Consider the following 15,143-nt stretch of genomic DNA (forward strand, 5'->3'; position numbering starts at 1 on the left):
GCTTTTTTTTTCGTCTAGACATCCTTGACGCGTCTAAAAACGACGCACATCCATGTGCGTCGCCCCGTGCGGGGTCTTGTCTGCCAGCTCCGTCGCTGCGGAAGGGGCCCGGTAAGTCAAAAGCTGAAGAGCCGAAGCCAAAGCCAAAGCCGAAGCCGAAGCCGAAGCCAAAGCCGAAGCCGAAGCCGAAGCCGAAGCTGTGGAGCAGAAGTGCCCTCACCCCAACCCCTCTCCCGCAGGCGGGAGAGGGGCTAGTGCACTAGCAGCAGACGCATTTCGAGCCCCTCTCCCGCGTGCGGGAGAGGGGTTGGGGTGAGGGCGCTTTTTGCCTTGTCGCTCTTGCAGCGCGAGTGGCTGCAATTGTTCGCCGCTGCAGTCAAAGCGTCCGGCTGATGGTGAAGCTGCCGAATACCGGCGTCTCTTTCTGGCCGTCAAACTCGCGGGTGCGGTGGTAGCGGGCCAGGGCGAACTTCCACTTTCCACGCATCACCGCCACGCCATAGCCGATGTCGCCGACAAACGGGCGCTTGTCCACGCTATGGCTGTTGCGGAAGGTGTTGCCATCCAAGGTGATGTCGCGCACCACCCAGCGTGCGTCGCTGGTGACGAACAAGTGGCTGGACCAGCCTTCTGCACGGCCACGACGGGTGGGTGCGGTGTTCTCACCGGCAGGGCGCATCGGTGAGCTACCAAAATCATCAGGTAGCTTCCAGCCGAAGCGGACTTCGCCACCAACATTGGCATACGTAGCCAGGTTGCCGATGGCGCCACCCCAATGGCTGATCGCGTCCCAGCCCCAGCCGCTGGCGTTACCTTCTGCAGGCCAGCGTTGCATACGCTCATGCAAAAGCTTGAACACCGGTTCGTCGTGCAGCTGGTTGTCCCAGCCCATGAACTTTTCATCGCCCAGAACGCTGTGCACAGCATCCTGCACCTGCTTGCCCTGCGCCGATGGGCCAATCATTCCGAGCGCCAACTGGGTGGTGCGCAGGTGGTTGCCGTTGCGCGCGTTGTAACCGAAGTTGACCACCAACGCCGCCGCATACGGACGGTCGTCTTCGATCAGGTCGGTGCGAGTGCTGTCGGTAGGCGTGTACAAGCCCTGGCCGAAACTGAAGATCATGTTCTGCTGCTGGAATTCACCTGGATGCAGGCGTTCCAGGTGACGATTCATCCAGCGCGCAAGGCGCGGCAGGCAGGGGTCGTCGGTGTAGTCCTGCAGGTTTGGCGATACCAGCGTGAACATCGCGCCATTGGTGTACCCCTGATCCTGTTGTGCACCGCCCAGCAAGTCATTGTCGACGCGGAAGTTGATCGCAGGCGGGTGATCGCTCAAGGCACTTTGTGCGCATTGTTGCGCAGCCCAGGCGGGGGTGGTTGCAAGACTGCCTGCCATCAACAACAGCAGTCGGGTGCCTCTTTTCATGTACGGACTCCTCGCCGGCAGAGTGACATGCAGCTTAGTGATCCGTTGTGGGTCGGCATATCGCTATCGAGCGGACAGATTGTTGTGGATGCGACGGTGGATATTTGCGCGCATTTGCGTGCACCAGACGAAGTGGGTGGTCGTGACTGGTGGGCGCTTGGTATGCATGCGCGTGGCGCGGTTCAACAGCGCTCGTCATTGTCGCTGCTTTCCTCGCTTGCCTTTCGTCGGTCTGGCGGGATGGAGGTTTTCCCAGGTGAGACAGTCATCGCCTGGATGATGCGTTGCTGCTGAGCGTTCGCTGTAGTGGTGCGCTCCGCGTATGCAGGCAGACGGCGTCGTGGCTGTCATTCATGCCGCCAGTGCTGTCTTCAATCGATACCCCCCTCACCGCTTGCCGAGTGCCTCCCTGCTCAGCGGTTCAGACGGCAGTGCGTGCTCTGGGCTGAATGGGGGATGGGGCCGCAATCTCTGCGCTGGAGAAGGCTCTGGTGGCAGGCGGTGTGGGACGGCCTGCGCACTGGAAGTGGGGTGGAGCGGAGGTGGTCGATGGCGCCTGGCCGTCTTTTTTGCGTGGAGATAAGGCGATACAGACGCAGTTTCGGTGCATATAAAGGGAGCTACCTCACAAAAACGTCATGCACCCTGACATCGGTCTGGGTTAGGATTCCGGCGGACCGGACCGTGCTCGTCTGCTACGTGACATCAGGGACAGAGTCTCACCGCAAGGTCTCTAAGCCAAAGGAACGCACCTCGTAAGGTGCAGGTTAATGGGGAAGTATCAGATGCGTAACGTTTTTTCGCCGCTCACTGCAGCGGTCATCACTCTGGGTATCGCTGCGGCTGTCAGCAGCCAGCCGGCCCAGGCAGCGTTCAAGGCCAAGGGCACCCAGGCGCAGGAACAGCGCCAACAGGCTGCCGCACAGATTCCAACCTGCCAGCGTCCGATCGGCACTTTGTCGGTGATCGAACCGGAAGACTCCACCCATTGGTGGACCGGTCAGCAGTTGCCGGCGCCGTCGCGCCTGATCAAGGCCTTCGTCAACCGCTCGCGCTGTTTCACTCTGGTGGACCGTGGTGCCGGTATGGCCGCGGGTCAGTTCGAGCGTGAACTGGCGGCCAGTGGCGACCTGCGTGGTCGCTCCAACGTCGGCAAGGGCCAGATCAAGGCCGCTGACTACGTGATGATTCCGGACCTGATCTCGCAGAACAGCAACGCCGGTGGCAGTGGCATTGGTGGCCTGCTCGGCGGCCTGATTGGTGGCCGTGCCGGTGCGGTGGTCGGTGGTCTGAACTTCACCAGCAAGACCGCTGACGTGGTGCTGACCGTAACCGACGTGCGTTCGTCGGAGCAGGTCGCCATCTCCGAAGGCTCCGCGCGCAAGAGCGACATGGGCTTTGGTGCCAGCGGCGGTCTGTTCGGCGGCAGCGGCCTGGGCGCGGCGGGCGTTGGCGGTTATGCCAATACCGAAATCGGCCAGGTGATCACCATGGCCTACCTGCAGGCCTATACCGACATCATCGCCCAGCTGGGTGGTTTGCCGGACAACGCCTCTGCCGCCAACGCGCAGCAGGCGGTGACGGTGACACGCGCCGGTCGCCTGCTGGCCAACGCCCGCGGTACCGGCGCGCCGGTACGCACCCTGGAAGCCGGGATGATGCTGTACCCGACCGGCACCAAGGAAGGCGTGATGTGGGAAGTCGAGGATGAGCTGGGCAACCGCGGTTGGGTGTCGTCCACCCTGCTGCAGCTGTCCAAGTAAGCCTGGGTTTACCCCGCAGAAGGGCCGCGCAAGCGGCCTTTCTGGTTTCCGGGGGGCTGTAGTGCCGAGCCATGCTCGGCAGCGGCTTGCCCGGAAACGCTTCCGCCGTGCATCGCGCGGCACAATGGTTGGGCTTTGCTGGGAATGCCCCTGCCGAGCATGGCTCGGCACTACCCGGCGCTGGTGGAAGGCTGTAAATCTGCTGTGGCCTTGGGTTTGTAGGCGTTCGCCCCGATAATGGCGGTATGGAAATCAAGTCCGACAACCCTGAACACGGCTTCCAGTTCCCCGGTACCTTTGAGCTCAGCGCCATGGGCGCGGCCAACATCGGTCTGGAGACGGAGCTGCCCAAGTTGCTGCAACGCGCCGGTATCGAGGTACTGGAAGAGCGCATCAGCTGGAAACAGTCTTCCAACGGCAAGTACGTCTCGGTGCGCATCGCCTTCAAGGCGGAGAGCCGCGAACAGTACGATGCTGCCCACACAGCGATGCGTGAGCATCCGGAAGTGAAGTGGACGCTGTAACCGCCTGTGCGGCAGAAACGCAGCGCAAGGCGCTGCGGCCAGCATTGCTGCGGGATCTGGGCCGGCAGGGCTATGAACCTGTCTGGCACGCGATGCAGCAGTTCACCGATACCCGTGGTGACGACTCCGCCGACGAGCTGTGGGTGGTCGAACATGACCCTGTGTTCACCCTGGGCCAGGCCGGCAAACCCGAGCACGTGCTGGCGGCCGGCGATATCCCGGTGCTGCATGTGGATCGCGGCGGCCAGGTGACCTATCACGGGCCGGGCCAGATCGTGGTCTACCCGCTGCTGGACCTGCGCCGGCTCGGCATCGGTGTGCGTGATTATGTGTGCCGGATCGAGCAGGCCATCATCGATACGCTGGATGAATGGAACATCGGTGCGGAACGCATGGATGGCGCACCCGGTGTCTACGTCGGCGGGGCCAAGATCGCCGCGCTCGGCATCCGCGTGCGCCGCGGCTGCAGTTTCCACGGGCTGGCGTTCAATGTGTCGCTGGACCTGGAACCCTTCCACCGCATCAACCCCTGCGGTTACGCCGGGATGCAGGTGACCTCGGTGCTAGACTTGGGCGGTCCTTCGGGCATCGAAGCGGTCAAGTCGGTGCTGCTGTCCCATCTGGCCCAGCAGTTCGGCCTGGCCTTGCAGCCGACGCCCGAACTGCCCGATCTGACTACGCGGCTCTGAGACCGCTGATAACGCCATGACTGAAACCACCACGCGCTCCATCCCCCTGCAGGTCGTGCAGGGCGACATCCCGTCCGCGCCGTTGCAGGCCGGTGTCAAACAGCTTGGCGGTGACAAGATCAACCGCTCGCCGGTGCAGTTCGCCGACGCGCCGGTGCTGCGCAAGCCTTCGTGGATCCGCGTGCGCATTCCTTCGGGCAATGCCGTGGCCAACCTCAAGGCCAAGCTGCGCGAGAACCGTCTGGTGACGGTGTGCGAGGAAGCCAGCTGCCCGAACATCCACGAATGCTTCGGCCATGGCACCGCCACCTTCATGATCCTGGGCGAAGTCTGTACCCGCCGCTGCTCGTTCTGCGACGTGGCCCACGGCCGGCCCAAGCCGCCGGATGCCAACGAGCCAGCCAGCCTCGGCCAGACCGTGGCCGACATGGGCCTGAAGTACGTGGTGGTGACCAGCGTCGACCGTGATGACCTGCGTGACGGCGGTGCCCAGCACTTCGTCGATTGCATCAGCGCCATCCGCGAAAAGTCGCCCAAGACCCGCATCGAGGTGCTGACCCCGGACTTCCGTGGCAAGGGCCGCATGGAGCGCGCGCTGGAAATCCTCGCGCAGAACCCGCCGGATGTGTTCAACCACAACATCGAAACCGTGCCGGACCTGTACCGCAACGTACGCCCGGGCGCGGACTACCAGTGGTCGCTGACCCTGTTGAAGAACTTCAAGGCACAGCACCCGAACGTGCCGACCAAGTCCGGCATCATGCTCGGCCTGGGTGAAACCTTCGAGCAGGTGCAGGCCACCCTGCGTGACCTGCGCGCGCACGACGTGGAAATGGTGACCATCGGCCAGTACCTGCAGCCGACCGCCCATCACCACCCGGTGCTGCGTTACTGGACGCCGGAGGAGTACAAGGCGTTCGAGGATTACGGCTACGAACTGGGCTTCACCCACGTTGCCTCTGGCCCGATGGTGCGTTCGTCCTACCACGCCGACCAGCAGGCGGCCGGCGCCGGCGTCGCTGTCTGAACCAGACCCCAGCATCCTGCTGCGGCCGACTGCCGCAGCCGGGATCGCGTCAAATCCAGCACCGTGACTGCAGCGATTCACAAACTGCTACGGACCGGCAGCTACTCTGCAGCTGAGCAAGGTGACAAGTGCCGAAACTTTCGGCACTGTCGGCATGTCGTACTTGCCCGCAGTCTCCCCACAACATTCGGTGCCACGAGTACTTTGATGAACTACCGAGTTCCCGTTTTCCTGCTGGCCCTCGCGCTGACCGCTCCCGCCGCCTTGCTGGCGCGCGCCGATACGGCCTTGCCCTCGGCGGCGACCATCGACCAGGCCACCACCTCCAAGCTGGTCTACGGCTTGTTGTCGGACAGCCGTTACGCCTACCGCCCGCGTCAGCTGGATGCGGCGACCTCGCAGGACGTGTTCAAGCGCTACCTGGAGTCCTTGGACAGCGGCAAGCAGTTCTTCACCAAGGAGGACGTGGATCGCTTCGCGCCATTGGCGGCTCGAACCGGCGACGCCATTCGGTCCGGTGAGCTGGACCCGGCCTATCAGGTGTTCGCGGTGTACCGCCAGCGGGTAGGTGAGCGCGTGGCCTATGCCCGCCGCCTGCTGCGCCAGGAGCCGGATTTCACCGTTGAAGAACGCTTCAACTACGACCGCAAGGACGTGCCGTGGGCAACCAACGCCGAGCTGGACGAACTGTGGCGCAAGTCGGTCAAGAACGACTGGCTGCGGCTGAAGCTGGCCGGCAAGCCGGCCGCTGACATCCGCAAGACCCTGGACAAGCGTTACGACACCCTGCTCAAGACCATCAATGAGCTCAAGGGCGATGATGTGTTCTCGTTCTACATGAACGCCTACACCAGTGCCGTCGACCCGCATACCGATTACTTCACTCCGCGCACGGCCGAGAATTTCAACCAGGCCATGTCGCTGTCGCTGGAGGGCATTGGTGCCCAGCTGCAGCGCCAGGACGACATGGTGGTGATCCGTGAAGTGGTGCCGGGTGGCCCGGTGGCGATGGATGGCACGCTCAAGGCCGGTGACCGCATCGTTGGCGTTGGCCAGGGCCGTTCCGGCCCGGTCGAGGACGTGATCGGCTGGCGCATCGACGATGTGGTCGGCAAGATCCGTGGTGCCAAGGACACCCAGGTACGCCTGGAGTACATCCCGGCTGCCGAAGGCGTGGACGGCAAGCACCGCATGCTGACCCTGACCCGACAGAAGATCCGTCTGTCCGAGCAGGCTGCCAAGGGCGAGACCATGACCATTCCTGGTGCCGCTGGCCAGCAGGAACGCCGCATCGGTGTGGTCAAGCTGCCGACCTTCTACCAGGACTTCGAAGGCCGCCGCCGCAATGCCGCCGACTACGCCTCCGCTACCCGCGACGTGGCCAAGCTGCTGGCTGGCTTCAAGGCCGACAAGCTGGATGGCGTGGTGCTGGACCTGCGCAACAACGGCGGTGGTTCGCTGGATGAAGCCATCGAACTGACGGGCCTGTTCATCGAGCAGGGCCCGGTGGTGCAGGTGCGTGAATCCGGCGGCCGCGTCACCGTCAACAACGACCGCAACCCGGCGGTGGCCTGGGACGGCCCGCTGGCGGTGCTGATCAACCGCGGTTCGGCCTCGGCCTCGGAGATTTTCGCTGGCGCCATCCAGGACTACGGTCGTGGCCTGGTGATCGGTGAAACCACCTTCGGCAAGGGCACCGTGCAGAACGTGGTGCCGCTGGATCGTTGGCCGGCCAGCGAGAAGGAACGCTTTGGCCAGGTGAAGCTGACCATCGCCCAGTTCTTCCGGGTCAGTGGCTCCAGTACCCAGCACAAGGGCGTGGTGCCGGACCTGGCCTTCCCGGCCAGCGTCGATGCCAGCGAGTTTGGTGAAAGCACCTACGACAACGCGCTGCCGTGGACCCGCATTGCCGCCGTGCCGCATACCCAGTACGGCAACTTCGCGCCGATCGTGCCGCGCCTGGAAACCCTGCACGCCACGCGCATCCGCGCCGACCGCGAGTTCCAGTGGTGGGAAGAAGACGTGCAGCAGTTCCGCACCGAGGCCGCCAAGAAGTACGTATCGCTCAACGAAGCCGAGCGCCGTGCCGAGCGTGACAAGCAGGAAGCACAGCGCAAGCAGCGCCAGCAGATCCGCAAGGAACTGGGCCTGCCGCTGGACCCGCTGGCTGAGGACAGCAACGACGATGGCCTGACCGGCAACGAGCGTGACATCGTCAAGGATGCCGCCCGTGAGAAGGCTGCAGAGAAGCGTCCGGACCCGCTGTTGAAGGAATCGGCCTCGATCCTTGCCGACGCCTTGAATGTGCTGGAAAAGGACCGCCCGTTGTCGGCACAGGTGTTGCCGCAGTCGACCGGCCCGGGCCGCTGGGCCGACTGACACCGCACCGCGCGCAGCCGAGCTGAGCGCAGCGACAACAGGTGCTGCAAGCTTTAAACGCCGTCAACGTAGCCCTACGTTGGCGGCGTTATGCTGTGGGTCTTCGCTGACTGTGGAGTTGCCCATGCGCCGACATCTGCTGCCTGCGCTGGCCGTTGTGAGCCTGTCGCTCACCGCTTGCGGCGGCAAGGCCGTCAACAGCACCTTGCTGCGCGAATCCTTCGATTCGGGCGATACGTATACGCGCAGCATCGATGCCGCCCCGGCGCAGGCCTGCGAGGCCGCGCGGCGTGCGCTGCTCGGCCAGGGCTATGCGATCACCCGTGCCGATGCCAGCAATGTGGAAGGCAACAAGAACTTCCAGCCCAAGGACGAGGTGCACGAGCAACTGGTGTTGCGTGTGTCCTGCGCCGCGCAGGGCGTTGGCAAGGCGCAGGTGTTTGTGAGTGCGGTGCAGGACCGCTATGCCCTGAAGAAGTCACCGACCTCGGCCAGTGTTGGCGTGGGCGCCCTGGGCTCGGTCTCGCTGCCGTTTGGCAGCAATGATGATTCGCTGGTGCGGGTCGCCAGCAGCACCGTGCAGGACGCGCAGTTCTACCGCAATTTCTTTGGGCGCCTGCAGTACTACGTGGACCAGGGCGCAGCAACGGTCCCGGCGGAGCCGGCGCGGTGAGGTTTGGCTGGCGCCTTGTCCATTGGCATCGTGCCGGGCCCGCGCGACATCCATCGCATCCTGCGCGGAACACGCTGTCTGCCATCGGACCGGTGCTGCGCAAGCCGCACACCACCATTTACCAACGCCGGTTGCAGGTCCGTCCAAGGGCCTGCCCGGCAGGACCTTTACTACCGTAGGAGGAGCTTCAGCATGGAATTGGGAATGATCGGGCTGGGTCGCATGGGCGCCAACATGGCGCAGCGTCTGCAGCGTGCGGGGATTGCCGTCACCGGCTTTGATCCGGGTGAGCAGGCGCGGGCGCAGGTGGCTGAGCACGGTATCGCCACAGTGGATGCCTTGCAGGCGCTGGTACAGGCGTTGCCGGCGCCGCGCGCGCTGTGGTTGATGGTGCCATCCAAGGTGGTCGATGCCACCCTCGACAGCCTGCTGCCGTTGCTGTCCGCTGGTGACGTGGTGATCGATGGCGGCAACTCCTGGTACAAGCAGTCGCAGCAGCGCGCTGCACGCTGCGCTGAAGTCGGGGTGGCGTTTGTGGACTGCGGCACCAGTGGTGGTGTGTGGGGGCTGCAGGAAGGTTATTGCCTGATGATCGGCGGCGATGCCGACGTGGTGGCACGCTTGTCGCCACTGTTCAAGGCGTTGGCACCGGCGGCTGACCGCGGCTGGGCCCACGTTGGCCCGGTTGGCGCGGGGCACTTCAGCAAGATGGTCCATAACGGCATCGAGTACGGAATGATGCAGGCCTATGCCGAGGGCTTCGCACTGATGGAGAAGAAGGCCGAGTTCGGGCTGGATGTGGGCAAGGTGGCCGAGGTCTGGCGGCATGGCAGCGTGGTGCGTTCATGGCTGTTGGATCTCAGCGCCGACGCGCTGCGGAAAAATCCCGAGCTGGATGGCATCGCTCCCTACGTTGAGGACTCTGGTGAGGGCCGTTGGACCGTAGCCGAGGCCATCGAGCTGGATGTGCCGGCGCCGGTAATCACCTTGTCTTTGCTGGAACGGCTGCGCTCGCGGCAGGCAAATTCCTTCAGCGACCGCATGCTGGCGGCGATGCGCAATGAGTTTGGCGGGCATGCGATCAAGCCCGCTGGTGAGGCGGGCTGAGGCTTGCTGGCAGGCACGGCAGGCGTTCGCAAAGGTCCTGTTAACAGGGGGTGCACGGGTACAGGTATTCGTGCAATCCTTGGCCGGCAGTCAGTGATGCTGTCGTGCTGGTCACGTCGGCATCGATTGACCCCGGATCGACATTGTCGATGAACTCCGGGCCGTCGCGACCCGCGCCGGTCCGTCAGCACGCAGGGGAAGGGATGGCGACACGATTGACCGACGATGACTGGAGTCGCTGGCGCTTGTTCGGGCTGGGGCTGGCAGCGTTGTTGATCATCGTGGTGCCGGCCTTGACCTTGCAGCGGCTCTCCAGCGACAGCGTCAACGCGGCCAACTGGGTTGCCCATACCCAGGCGGTGGGCGCGCGCCTGTACAACCTGCAGGCGGACATCCGCGACGTCGAGTCGGCGGCGTTGACCTTGTCCAAGGGCATCGATTCGCAGGCACTGCAGGAGCGCCTGCATACTGCCGACCGCATTGGCGTCAATCTCAGCGAGCTGGCGCAGCTTGTTCGCGACAGCCCTGAGCAGCTGGTGCGCATCGGCAAGATGGAATCGATGCTGGAGCGGCGCATGGTGCTGGCCAAGGAGATCGCGGCCAGCACCGATTCGCCCCGGCAGCGTGAACTGATCGAGGAGATGACCTTCCAATACCCGATCCGGCAACTGGTGCAGGAACTGCAGCTGCACGAGGACACCTTGCTGGTAGAGCGCGCCGCGCTGGCACAGCGGCAACAGCAGCTGGCATCGATGGTTACCTGGACTGCGTTGGCGGTGCAATTGCTGCTGCTGGGTCTGGTGTTGTGGCTGCTGCAACGGCAGATTGGCCGCCGCGCCGATGTCGAACGGCGCCTCAGCAAGGCCAGCGACCGTGCCAATGCGGTGCTGCAGACGGTACGCGAGCCCATCGTATTGCTCGACAACAAGCTGCGGGTGGTGCTGCACAACACCGCATTCACCGAGTTGTATGGCGTTGACGATGCCGATATCAGCCTGCAGCAGTTGCAGGACATCGGTGACGGTGCGTGGGAGGACCCGCTGGTGCGCCAGCGCCTGGCCGACGTACTGCTGCGTGGGCGCGAGCTATGGGATTTCGAACACCAGCAGCGCAGTGTGGATGGAATGCATCGCACCATGCTGATCAATGCCAGGCGCATGGCATTGCCCGACGCCGAGGATGACGTGGTGTTGATGACGATCAGCGATGTCACCGTGCAACGTGCCGTGCAGCAGCACGTGGAAGAGCTCAACCACCAGCTTGAAGGCAAGGTCGAACAGATGGCCGACGTCAACCGCGAGCTTGAAGCCTTCAGCTATTCGGTCTCGCACGATCTGCGGGCGCCGCTGCGGCACGTGGCTGGCTTCTCCGACAAGTTGAAGCGGCACCTGGGCGAGGCGATCGACGGCAAGACCCAGCATTACCTGGAGGTGATCAGCAGCTCGGCACAGCTGATGGCGGCCCTGATCGATGATCTGTTGGTCTACTCGCGGCTGGGACGTGGCGCGATGCGTCTGCAGCGGGTGGACATGCAGTCGCTGGTGGCCGATACCCGCGCGTTGCTGGATTCCAATCTGAAGAGCGAAGCTGGCGCCGATGGCAAGCCGCGCGAGGTGGAGTGGAAGATCGGCAGGCTGCCGGTATTGATTGGCGATGAAAACATGCTGCGCCAGGTCTGGTTGAATCTGCTCGCCAATGCGGTCAAGTACACCGCGGCGCGTGACAAGGCGGTAATCGAGGTTGGCGCCAAACAGCTGCCTGACGGCAGCCATCAGTTCAGCGTCAGCGACAACGGCGCTGGCTTCGACATGCAATATGCCTCCAAGCTGTTTGGCGTGTTCCAGCGCCTGCACAAGGCCTCGGAATATCCCGGTACCGGTATTGGCCTGGCCAGCGTACGTCGCGTGCTGACACGACATGGCGGCCGCATCTGGGCCGACGCACAGGTGGATCAAGGCGCCACTTTCAGTTTCGTTCTTCCCCAGGCAACCGAAGCATCCAACAAGGACACCGTGGAATGAGTCCCCTGCGCACCATCCTGATTGCCGAAGACAGCGGAGCCGATGCCGAGATGGCGATCGACGCGCTGCGTGATGCCTCCCTGGCCAATCCCATCGTGCACGTCGAAGACGGGGTTGAAGCAATGGACTTCCTGCTCAGGCGTGGCGCGTTCGCCCAGCGTGAGGAGGGCCTGCCGGCTGTGTTGTTGCTGGACATAAAGATGCCGCGCATGGACGGCTTGGAGGTACTGCGGCTGATCCGCGCCGACGAGGACCTCAAGCGCCTGCCGGTGGTGATCCTGTCTTCTTCGCGCGAAGAGAGCGATCTGGCCCGCAGTTGGGATCTCGGCGTCAACGCCTATGTGGTCAAGCCGGTGGACATCGACCAGTTCTTCCAGGCGGTGCGGACGATTGGCACCTTCTGGGCATTGATCAACCAGGCACCGGAGCACGAGTAAATACAGATGCCGAACAAGGGAGCGCCATTGGGGCCGTTGCGAATCCTGCTGGTGGAGGATTCACCCGAAGATGCCGAGCTGGTTGTCGACCAGCTGCTCGAGGCCGGTCTGCAGGTCGAGTTCGAGCGCGTCGACAACGAGCCGGCGATGCGCGATGCCCTGGCCGAGGAGGTGCCGGATGTGGTGCTGTCCGACCTGAGCATGCCGGGCTTCTCCGGCTACCAGGCGCTGCAGATCCTGCGTGAGTTGCACCCCAGGGTTCCCTTTATTTTCGTCTCCGGCACCATGGGTGAGGAGACCGCAGTGGAGGCGCTGCAGCAGGGCGCCAATGACTACATCATCAAGCACCAGCCGGCCCGGCTGCCGTCGGCGGTGGCGCGGCTGGTGCGCGAGACCCGCAGCGAGCGCGAACGGCTGCGGGTGGAAGATGAGTTGATGCGCGCGCAGCGGCTGGAGAGTCTGGCGCTGCTGGCTGCCGGGCTCAGCCATGACCTGCGCAACATCCTGCAACCACTGCTGATCATTCCGGACCTGATCCGTGATCGCAGCGATGATCCCAAGATCGTCCGCTTGGCCGATGTCATCGCCGAATGCGGACGCCGAGGTCATGAGATGGTCGAGTCGATGCTGTCCTTCGTGCGTGGCTCGCGGCAACCCAGCGAGCGCATCGTGTTGCAGCGTTTGTTCCAGGCGGTGGGCATGCTGCTCAAGAGCAGCCTGCCGCGCAATGCCGAGCTGCATCTGGAAGTGTCTGACGATCGCATGGCGATCGAGGCGAACTACACGGAGTTGCAGCAGGTACTGCTGAACCTTGCGCTCAATGCCATCCAGGCGATGCCCGATGGTGGCAGCTTGAGTCTGGTCGCCGAGCGTGTCGCCGGCGAAGAGGGCAGGGTGCGTATCCGCGTCAGTGACGATGGCATCGGCATGGATGCGGCCACCGTGCAGCGCTTGTTCACCCCGTTTTTCACCACCAAGGTCGATGGCACCGGTTTGGGTCTGGTGTCCTGCCATCGCATCGTTGAAAGCATAGGTGGGCAGATCCAGGTGCAGAGCGAGCTGGGTGCGGGCACCACCTTCGAGTTGCTGTTGCCGATGTGCGAGAGCGCCGGCAGTGAGGATGCCGAGCCACTGGAGAGAACCCGCGTCGGTCATGGTGAGCGCCTGCTGGTTGTAGATGACGAGGCGACGCGTTTGTCGCTATTGGGCAATGCGCTTTCCAGCCAGGGCTATCGCATGCGCCTGGCCAGCGATGGTGCGGTAGCAATGCGCCATCTGCAGGAAGCGGGGCTGCCGGATGTGGTGCTGGTCGACAGCGGTATTCCCCTGTTGTCGGCTGGGCAGCTGTTGGCGGAGATGCAGGCGATGGGCTATCGCGGCCCGGCGATCGTGCTGGAGGATGCCAATGCGCCGGCTTTCGCCGATGGTGAGGCACCATCGGGGATCAGCGTACACGTGCTGCCCAAGCCGCTGGAGATGCAGCGGGTATTCCGTGCAGTAGCCGACGCGCTCGGTGTGGGCTGACAAAGCCTCACCGGCATATGCGGGTTGGCGATGGCTGGCCTATCATGTGCGCCCCCTCCTACGATGCGGTGCTCAAGCTCGTCCATCGTGGCGCGGGCGGGCCCGCAGGCAAACCAACTCATGACCACCGTGCTCCTCAGCCTGGGCAGCAATCTGCAACCGCAGCATTACCTGCAGGCGGCCGTTGCCGTATTGCGCGAACGTTTTGGCGCGATCAGCGTCTCCCCGGCCTACCGCACCCCGGCCGTGGGTTTCGATGGCCCGGACTTCCTCAACAATGCGGTGATGCTGGACACCGACCTGCCGCTGGGTGAGTTGGACGATTGGCTGCACGCGGTGGAAGACGCGCATGGCCGCGACCGTTCCGGGCCGCGTTTCAGCGACCGCACCCTGGATATCGACGTGGTCTATTACGGCGACCTGGTGGTGGAAGGCCCGGGCCATCTCCGCATCCCGCGCCCGGAGTTGAAGCATGCCTTCGTACTCAAGCCATTGGCCGACATCGCCCCGGATTTCATCGATCCGGTGCGCGGGCTAAGCCTGCAGCAGATGTGGCAGCAGCACCCGCAGCATGGGCAGGCGTTCGATACGGTGGAGCTGTAAGGCTGTACCTGTAGTGCCGAGTCATGCTCGGCGTTGGCCTTACCGGTAAAGCCCCTTGCCGAGCATGGCTCGGCACTACGGTGGGCGTGGCGAAGGCTTCTTGAGCCCCTCTCCCGCATGCGGGAGAGGGGTTGGGGTGAGGGCAGCTTTTGAGGTACAGCCGGGAAGGCCTCTGCCGAGCATGGCTCGGCACTACGGGTGCGCGGCACTAGGTCAGCAGGCGGCCGCCGTCCAGGCGCAGGGTCTGGCCGGTGATGTAGCCGGCGTCGTCCAGCAGCCAGCGTACCGCCGAGGCGATCTCGTGCGGGGTGCCGAGGCGGTCCAGCGGGGTGCGCTCCATCAGCTTCTGCTTGGCCGCTTCGCTCTTGCCCTGTTCGGGCCAGAGGATGGCACCGGGGGCGATGGCATTCACGCGGACATGCGGGGCCAGCTCCAGTGCCAGCGAGCGGGTCACCATCTCCAGCGCGGCCTTGGCCGAGCTGTAGGCCGGGTGCTCGCGCAGTGGCTGGGTGGCGTGCAGGTCGGTCAGGTTGACGATGGCGCCGCGCTGCTTGACCAGGTGCGGTGCGGCGGCCTGCGCCAGGAAGAACGGTGCGCGCGTATTCACCGCGAACAATTCATCCCATTGCTCCGGCTGTACCTGCCCGAACGGGGTAGGGAAGAAGTTGGAGGCATTGTTGACCAGCGCATCCAGCCGGCCGAAGTGGCTGACCGCCTGTTCGACCAGGTCGGGCAGGGCGGCCACGTTGCGCAGATCAGCCTCCAGCGCCAATACGCTGCCGGCGCGCTCGCTCTCAAGGTCGAAGGCCAGTGACTGCAGCTCCTCGCTGGACTGGTGCGCATGCAGGGCGATGCGGTAGCCATGGGCATGCAGGTGACGGGCAATGCCGGCGCCGATGCGGCGCGCGCTGCCGGTGACCAGGGCCACCCGTTGGGATTCTGTCATCTGGGATTTCCTTACTCAGCTATC

At 64.1% G+C, this 15,143-nt stretch carries 15 protein-coding genes; 12 read left to right on the plus strand and 3 right to left on the minus strand.

The window, feature by feature from the left end; translation table 11 throughout:
- Both ACVOMF_RS07415 and ACVOMF_RS07420 read right to left on the minus strand, forming a co-directional pair.
- Positions 1-220, minus strand: a 220-nt coding sequence (locus ACVOMF_RS07415; protein ID WP_481508699.1) for a hypothetical protein, incomplete at its 3' end; no start/stop codon positions are given.
- A 156-nt stretch (positions 221-376) separates the two neighbouring features.
- Complete coding sequence (locus ACVOMF_RS07420; RefSeq protein WP_481508700.1) at positions 377-1,426, minus strand: lipid A deacylase LpxR family protein; 1,050 nt, start codon at positions 1,424-1,426, stop codon at positions 377-379.
- 27 nt (positions 1,427-1,453) lie between these two features.
- On the opposite strand from ACVOMF_RS07420, the gene ACVOMF_RS07425 reads away from it, so the two are divergent.
- From ACVOMF_RS07425 to folK, 12 genes are all read left to right on the plus strand, one after another.
- Positions 1,454-1,720 carry a hypothetical protein gene (locus ACVOMF_RS07425; protein WP_481508701.1) on the plus strand — a complete coding sequence of 89 codons (267 nt, stop codon included), beginning with the start codon at positions 1,454-1,456 and terminating at the stop codon, positions 1,718-1,720.
- 491 nt (positions 1,721-2,211) lie between these two features.
- Positions 2,212-3,189, plus strand: a complete 978-nt coding sequence (locus ACVOMF_RS07430; protein WP_481508702.1) for a CsgG/HfaB family protein — start codon at positions 2,212-2,214, stop codon at positions 3,187-3,189.
- Between the two features lie 245 nt (positions 3,190-3,434).
- Positions 3,435-3,713 (plus strand): DUF493 family protein, encoded by a 279-nt coding sequence (locus ACVOMF_RS07435; protein WP_481508703.1) that lies wholly within the window; start codon positions 3,435-3,437, stop codon positions 3,711-3,713.
- A complete protein-coding gene (gene lipB / locus ACVOMF_RS07440; RefSeq protein ID WP_481508704.1) occupies positions 3,701-4,402 on the plus strand; it encodes a lipoyl(octanoyl) transferase LipB in 702 nt (233 codons plus the stop codon). Before ACVOMF_RS07435 ends, lipB begins: the two co-directional genes overlap by 13 nt.
- Positions 4,403-4,418: 16 nt before the next feature.
- Positions 4,419-5,429 (plus strand): lipoyl synthase, encoded by a 1,011-nt coding sequence (gene lipA / locus ACVOMF_RS07445; RefSeq protein ID WP_481508705.1) that lies wholly within the window; start codon positions 4,419-4,421, stop codon positions 5,427-5,429.
- 207 nt (positions 5,430-5,636) lie between these two features.
- Positions 5,637-7,808 carry a carboxy terminal-processing peptidase gene (locus ACVOMF_RS07450; protein WP_481508706.1) on the plus strand — a complete coding sequence of 724 codons (2,172 nt, stop codon included), beginning with the start codon at positions 5,637-5,639 and terminating at the stop codon, positions 7,806-7,808.
- A gap of 124 nt (positions 7,809-7,932) precedes the next feature.
- Complete coding sequence (locus ACVOMF_RS07455; protein ID WP_481508707.1) at positions 7,933-8,481, plus strand: DUF2242 domain-containing protein; 549 nt, start codon at positions 7,933-7,935, stop codon at positions 8,479-8,481.
- Positions 8,482-8,511: 30 nt separating this feature from the next.
- On the plus strand, positions 8,512-9,588 hold the full coding sequence (gene gnd, locus ACVOMF_RS07460) for a phosphogluconate dehydrogenase (NAD(+)-dependent, decarboxylating) (RefSeq protein WP_481508733.1): 1,077 nt from the start codon (positions 8,512-8,514) through the stop codon (positions 9,586-9,588).
- Between the two features lie 203 nt (positions 9,589-9,791).
- Positions 9,792-11,609, plus strand: coding sequence for a sensor histidine kinase (locus ACVOMF_RS07465; RefSeq protein WP_481508708.1), 1,818 nt, complete (start codon positions 9,792-9,794; stop codon positions 11,607-11,609).
- The gene (locus tag ACVOMF_RS07470; protein WP_481508709.1) at positions 11,606-12,046 is read left to right on the plus strand and encodes a response regulator; all 441 of its coding nucleotides are present in this window, start codon (positions 11,606-11,608) and stop codon (positions 12,044-12,046) included. The genes ACVOMF_RS07465 and ACVOMF_RS07470 overlap by 4 nt, the downstream gene beginning before the upstream one ends.
- Positions 12,047-12,052: 6 nt before the next feature.
- Positions 12,053-13,570: an ATP-binding response regulator gene (locus ACVOMF_RS07475; RefSeq protein ID WP_481508710.1), complete on the plus strand. Its 1,518-nt coding sequence runs from the start codon at positions 12,053-12,055 to the stop codon at positions 13,568-13,570.
- A 120-nt stretch (positions 13,571-13,690) separates the two neighbouring features.
- Positions 13,691-14,173: a 2-amino-4-hydroxy-6-hydroxymethyldihydropteridine diphosphokinase gene (folK, locus tag ACVOMF_RS07480; RefSeq protein ID WP_313495361.1), complete on the plus strand. Its 483-nt coding sequence runs from the start codon at positions 13,691-13,693 to the stop codon at positions 14,171-14,173.
- A 208-nt stretch (positions 14,174-14,381) separates the two neighbouring features.
- On the opposite strand, the gene ACVOMF_RS07485 is transcribed toward folK, so the two are convergent.
- A complete protein-coding gene (locus ACVOMF_RS07485; RefSeq protein WP_481508711.1) occupies positions 14,382-15,119 on the minus strand; it encodes a pteridine reductase in 738 nt (245 codons plus the stop codon).
- Positions 15,120-15,143 lie beyond the last annotated feature (24 nt).

It is taken from the genome of Stenotrophomonas sp. STEN022 (assembly GCF_056760155.1).

Excerpts from the sequence above, each read along its gene's own strand:
- ACVOMF_RS07420 (WP_481508700.1), bottom strand. The coding sequence starts at position 1,426 with ATGAAAAGAGGCACCCGACTGCTGTTGTTGATGGCAGGCAGTCTTGCA.
- ACVOMF_RS07425 (WP_481508701.1), top strand. The coding sequence starts at position 1,454 with ATGCAGCTTAGTGATCCGTTGTGGGTCGGCATATCGCTATCGAGCGGA.
- ACVOMF_RS07430 (WP_481508702.1), top strand. The coding sequence starts at position 2,212 with ATGCGTAACGTTTTTTCGCCGCTCACTGCAGCGGTCATCACTCTGGGT.
- ACVOMF_RS07435 (WP_481508703.1), top strand. The coding sequence starts at position 3,435 with ATGGAAATCAAGTCCGACAACCCTGAACACGGCTTCCAGTTCCCCGGT.
- lipA (WP_481508705.1), top strand. The coding sequence starts at position 4,419 with ATGACTGAAACCACCACGCGCTCCATCCCCCTGCAGGTCGTGCAGGGC.
- ACVOMF_RS07450 (WP_481508706.1), top strand. The coding sequence starts at position 5,637 with ATGAACTACCGAGTTCCCGTTTTCCTGCTGGCCCTCGCGCTGACCGCT.
- ACVOMF_RS07455 (WP_481508707.1), top strand. The coding sequence starts at position 7,933 with ATGCGCCGACATCTGCTGCCTGCGCTGGCCGTTGTGAGCCTGTCGCTC.
- ACVOMF_RS07465 (WP_481508708.1), top strand. The coding sequence starts at position 9,792 with ATGGCGACACGATTGACCGACGATGACTGGAGTCGCTGGCGCTTGTTC.
- ACVOMF_RS07470 (WP_481508709.1), top strand. The coding sequence starts at position 11,606 with ATGAGTCCCCTGCGCACCATCCTGATTGCCGAAGACAGCGGAGCCGAT.
- ACVOMF_RS07475 (WP_481508710.1), top strand. The coding sequence starts at position 12,053 with ATGCCGAACAAGGGAGCGCCATTGGGGCCGTTGCGAATCCTGCTGGTG.
- folK (WP_313495361.1), top strand. The coding sequence starts at position 13,691 with ATGACCACCGTGCTCCTCAGCCTGGGCAGCAATCTGCAACCGCAGCAT.
- ACVOMF_RS07485 (WP_481508711.1), bottom strand. The coding sequence starts at position 15,119 with ATGACAGAATCCCAACGGGTGGCCCTGGTCACCGGCAGCGCGCGCCGC.